Source organism: Micromonospora sp. NPDC048894, assembly GCF_040649765.1.
Lineage (GTDB): Bacteria > Actinomycetota > Actinomycetes > Mycobacteriales > Micromonosporaceae > Micromonospora > Micromonospora antibiotica.
This window is the reverse complement of record NZ_JBEZFY010000033.1, coordinates 1-5,380: the sequence shown is the minus strand read 5'-3', so window position 1 is coordinate 5,380 and position 5,380 is coordinate 1. Positions and strand designations below refer to the sequence as shown.

The window sequence follows — 5,380 nt, the reverse complement described above, 5'->3', positions numbered from 1 at the left end:
CGTTGGGTGAGGCGTTTGTTGCGGGGGTGGAGGTTGATTGGGGTCGGGTCGTTCCGGAGGCTGTCCGGGTCGACCTGCCCACCTACCCCTTCCAGGGCCGCCACTACTGGCTGAACCCGACCGCACCCGGCGGGGCCGACGTCTCGCACGCCGGTCTGACCGCCGTCACCCACCCGCTGCTCGGCGCGGTCGTCGAGCTGGCCGGCAGCGCCGTCACCGGGCTCACCGGCACCCTCTCCCTCGCCGCCCAGCCCTGGCTGGCCGAGCACGCCGTCGGCGACACCGTGCTGCTGCCCGGCACCGCGTTCGTCGAGATGGCGCTGCGTGCGGGCGACGAGGTCGGCTGCGACCACGTCGACGAGCTGACCCTCCAGGCGCCCCTGGTGCTGACCGACCGCACGCCGGTGCACGTCCGGGTGGAGATCGACGAGCCGGCCGGGGACGGTCGCCGCGAGATGAGCATCCACTCCCGGGCCGCCGACGTCGATCTTGGTACCGCCTGGACCTGCCACGCCACCGGCACGCTGGCCCCCGAATCCCCCGACCCCGACGCCCCGGCGCACCCTGCGGTGTGGCCGCCCCAGGGAGCCACCGCCGTGGACGTGCGCGACGCGTACGACGAACTGGCCGACGGCGGCTACCGCTACGGTCCCACCTTCCAGGGGCTGACCGCGATGTGGCAGCGCGGTGACGAGGTGTTCGCCGACGTGCTGCTCCCGGAGGCGGCCCACGCCGACGCCGCCTGCTTCGGCCTGCACCCGGCGCTGCTGGACGCGGCGCTGCACGCGGTGCTCATCCGTGACCGGCTGGCCGGCAGGGACGACCTGCGGTTGCCGTTCGCCTGGCAGGGCGTCACGCTCGCCGCCGCCGGGGCCTCGATGCTGCGGCTGTCGCTGCGTCCCACCACGACCGGGGCGATCACCCTGACCGCCGCCGACGGCGCCGGCCAGCCGGTGCTCACCGTCGAGTCGTTGACCTTCCGCGAGGTCGACCCGGCCCGACTCGGCACGGCCGCCCGGCCCGACGCGCCCCCGTTGTACGGCCTCGACTGGGTCACCGAGCCCACCGGTGGCACCGTCGACCCGTCGCCGCTGCGGTGCGCCCTGCTCGGGCCGGACCCGTTCGGTCTGGGCGCGGTGCTGACCGACGCCGACCACTACGCCGATCTGCCCGCCCTGGTGGCCGCCGGACGGCAGGTCGACGTCGTCGTGGTGACCCGGCCCGACGCCCCGCAGGGCCCGGCCGTCGACGCGGCGCACGGTGCCGCCAGCTGGGCGCTCACCCTGGCCCAGGAGTGGCTCGCCACCGAGGACCTGGCCGACGCCCGGCTCGCCGTGGTGAGCCGGTACGCGGTCACCACCGACGCGGGCACGACCGCGTCCCCGCCGGCCCAGGCCACCGCCTGGGGGCTGCTGCGCTCGGCGCGGACCGAGAACCCGGGCCGGTTCCTCCTGCTCGACCTGGACGACGACCCCCGTTCGCTGGCCGCGCTGCCGGCCGCCCTCGCCACCGACCGGTCCGAACTGGCCGTCCGCGGCGGGGAGCTGCGGGTGCCCCGGCTGGCCCCGGTGCGCCCCGGCGTGCTGCCGGTGTCCGGGGGCGACTGGCGACTGGACGGCACCGGGTCGGGCAGCGTGGACGGTCTCACCATCGTGGCGGGGCAGACCCCGGTCACCGGGTCGGCCGCCCTCGCCCCGCACGAGGTCCGGATCGCGGTACGGGCCGCCGGCCTGAACTTCCGTGACGTCCTGATCACCCTCGGCGTCTACCCCGGCGAGGCCCGGATGGGCATCGAGGGTGCCGGTGTGGTGACCGAGACCGGCACGGCGGTCACCGACCTGCGGCCCGGGGACCGGGTGATGGGCATGGTGGCGGAGTCGTTCGCCGGCACCGCCACCGTGGACCACCGGCTGCTCGTGCCGATCCCGGCCGGTTGGTCGTACGCCCAGGCCGCCGCGGTACCGATCGTCTTCGCGACCGCCTACTACGGACTCGTCCACCTGGGCGGCCTACGCGCCGGGGAGTCGGTGCTGATCCACGCCGCAGCCGGTGGCGTCGGGATGGCCGCCGTGCAGTTGGCCCACCAGCTCGGCGCAACGGTGTACGCCACGGCCAGCCCCGCCAAATGGGCGGCGGTACGGGCCCTCGGCGTCCCCGCCGACCGGATCGCCTCGTCGCGTACCGACGGGTTCGAGGCGACCTTCCGGGCCGCTGCCCCGGGTGGCGTCGACGTCGTGTTGAACAGCCTGGCCGGCGACCTGCTCGACGCGTCGTTGCGCCTGCTCGCCGACGGCGGCCGGTTCGTCGAGATGGGCAAGACCGACCTGCGTGACCCGGACCGGGTCGCCGTGGACCACCCCGGCCGCCGTTACCAGGCGTTCGACCTGATCGAGGTCGGTCGCCAGGACCCGGACCTGATCCAGCACATCCTGACCGAGATCGTCGACCGCTTCGCCCGGGGGACGCTGACCCACCTGCCGTCGAGGTGCTGGGACGTCCGGTCGGCCGCCGACGCGTTCCGCCAGCTCAGCCAGGCCCGCCAGATCGGCAAGGCGGTGCTGACCGTACCGGCCGCCTGGGACCCCGACGGCACCGTCCTGATCACCGGGGGCACCGGTACGCTCGGCGGCCTGCTCGCCCGCCACCTGGTCACCCGCCACGGCATGCGGCACCTGCTGCTGGCCAGCCGCCGTGGCCCGGCGGCCCCCGGTGCCGCCGAGCTGGTCGGCGAACTCACCGGACTCGGGGCGACGGTCGAGGTCGCCGCCGTCGACGTGGCCGACCGGGACGCCCTGGACGCCCTGCTGGCCGGTGTCCCGGCGGCGCACCCGTTGACGGCCGTGGTGCACACCGCCGGGGTGCTCGACGACGCCCTGGTCCCCGCGTTGACCGACGAGCGGGTCGCGGCGGTGCTGCGTGCCAAGGCCGACGCCGCGTGGCACCTGCACGAGGCCACCCGCCACCGTGACCTGGCCGGGTTCGTCCTCTTCTCCTCCATCATGGGTCTGCTCGGCAACGCCAGCCAGGCCAACTACGCCGCGGCGAACGTGTTCCTGGACGAGCTGGCCCACGCCCGCCGTGCCGAGGGCCTCCCGGCGACGGCCCTGGCCTGGGGCTTCTGGGACCAGCGCAGTGAGATGACCGGGCAGCTCGGTGACATCGACGTGGCCCGGATCGCCCGCCTCGGCCTGGCCCCGCTGACCGTCGAGGACGGCCTGGCCCTGTTCGACGCCGCGCTCACCGCCGACCGGCCGACGGCCGTCCCGGCCCGGCTCGCCCTCGACGCCCTGCGCTCGCCGGCGGCCGGTGCCGTCCCGGAGCTGCTCACCAGCCTGGTGGGTCGGCGTGAGCGTCGGGTCGCGGCGGCCCGGGTGACGGGCAACGCCCTGGCCGAACAGCTCATCGCGCTGCCCACCGCGGAAGGCGACCAGTTGCTGGTCGAGCTGGTCCGGCAGACCGCCGCCGCGGTGCTCGGTCACGCCTCCGCCGCCCAGGTCCCGGCCCCGGCGAAGTTCAAGGACCTCGGCTTCGACTCGCTCTCCTCGGTGGAGCTGCGTAACCGGCTGAGCGCGGCCACCGGCAGCCGGCTCTCCGCAACCATGGTGTTCGACCACCCCACCCCGACCGCAGTGGCGGCGTACCTCAGGGACGAACTGCTCGGCGGCCGGCCGGCGGTGACGGACGCGCCGCTGCCCACCCGGACCGCGACCGACGACGACCACGTCGCGATCGTCGGCATGGCCTGCCGGCTGCCCGGCGGCGTGGGTTCACCGGACGAGCTGTGGGAGTTGCTGACCACCGGCGGCGACGCGATCGGCGAACCGCCCAACGACCGCGGCTGGGACCTCGTCGACCTCTTCGACGCCGACCCGGACCGCCCTGGCAAGACCTACGTGCTCGACGGCGGGTTCCTGCCGGAGGCGGGGGAGTTCGACGCCGGCTTCTTCGGCATCTCGCCCCGCGAGGCGCTGGCGATGGACCCGCAGCAGCGGCTGCTGCTGGAGACCTCGTGGGAGGCGCTCGAGCGGGCCGGGATCGTGCCGGAGGCCCTGAGTGGCTCGGCCACGGGGGTCTTCGTCGGCGCGCTCGCCCAGGACTACGGCTCACCGCTGCACGAGGTGTCCGAGGGCCTGGACGGGCTGCGGCTCACCGGGAGGTCCACGAGCGTCATCTCCGGGCGCGTCGCCTACGCGCTGGGCCTGCAGGGCCCGGCGGTGACTGTGGACACGGCGTGTTCGTCGTCGTTGGTGGCGTTGCACCAGGCGGTGGGGGCGTTGCGGTCGGGTGAGGTGTCGTTGGCGCTGGCCGGTGGGGTGTCGGTGATGGCGACCCCCGGCATGTTCGTCGAGTTCTCGCGGCAGCGCGGTCTGTCGGTGGACGGCCGCTGCAAGGCGTTCTCGTCGTCGGCGGACGGCACGGGCTGGGGTGAGGGTGTCGGGGTCGTCGTGTTGGAGCGGTTGTCGGACGCGCGTCGGAACGGGCACCGGGTGTTGGCTCTGGTGCGGGGTAGTGCGGTGAATCAGGACGGTGCGTCGAATGGTCTGACGGCTCCGCATGGTCCGTCGCAGGAGCGGGTGATTCGTCAGGCGTTGGCGAGTGCGGGGTTGTCGGCGGGTGAGGTGGATGTGGTGGAGGCGCATGGTACGGGGACGAGGTTGGGTGATCCGATTGAGGCGCAGGCGTTGTTGGCGACGTATGGTCGGGAGCATTCCGCGGAGCGTCCGCTGTTCCTCGGCTCCCTGAAGTCGAACATCGGTCACACGATGGCGGCGGCGGGGATCACCGGCGTCATCAAGACCGTCCTGGCCATGCGAGCCGGGGTGATGCCGAAGACGCTGCACGTCGACGAGCCGACCACGCACGTGGACTGGTCGTCGGGAACGGTGGAGCTGCTCACCGAGGCGCGGATGTGGGACGGTGACGGGCCGCGTCGGGCGGGCGTGTCGTCGTTCGGGATCAGCGGCACCAACGCGCACGTGATCCTGGAGTCGGTGCCGGAGCCGGTCGTGGTTACGGGCGACGAGCCGGCGGGGCCGGTGCCGTTGGTGTTGTCGGCGCGGTCGGCGGAGGCGTTGCGGGCCCAGGCGGTGCGGTTGGCCGGGCTCGTCGAGCGCGGCGAATCGCTGGCCGGAATTGCTTCCGGACTGGTGCGGGAACGTTCCCGGTGGGAGCACCGAGCAGTGGTCGTCGGCAATTCGCGCGCCGAGTTGGTCTCCGGTCTGGCGGCCGTGGGATCGGGTTCCGGCGCGGCGTTGGCCGCTGCGGGGAGTTCCGTTTCCGGTCGGGTGGTGTCGGGTGGGACGGTGTTTGTGTTTCCGGGTCAGGGGTCTCAGTGGTGGGGTATGGGTCGGGAGTTGTGGGAGTGTGATGCTGTTTTTCG

General features: G+C 73.9%; 1 protein-coding gene. It reads left to right on the top strand.

All coding sequences use genetic code 11. The annotated features are described in order from the left end of the window. Positions 1–26: 26 nt before the first annotated feature. Positions 27–5,380: SDR family NAD(P)-dependent oxidoreductase (locus AB0C22_RS31150; RefSeq protein WP_357538574.1), on the top strand; the 5,354-nt coding region annotated here is incomplete at its 3' end.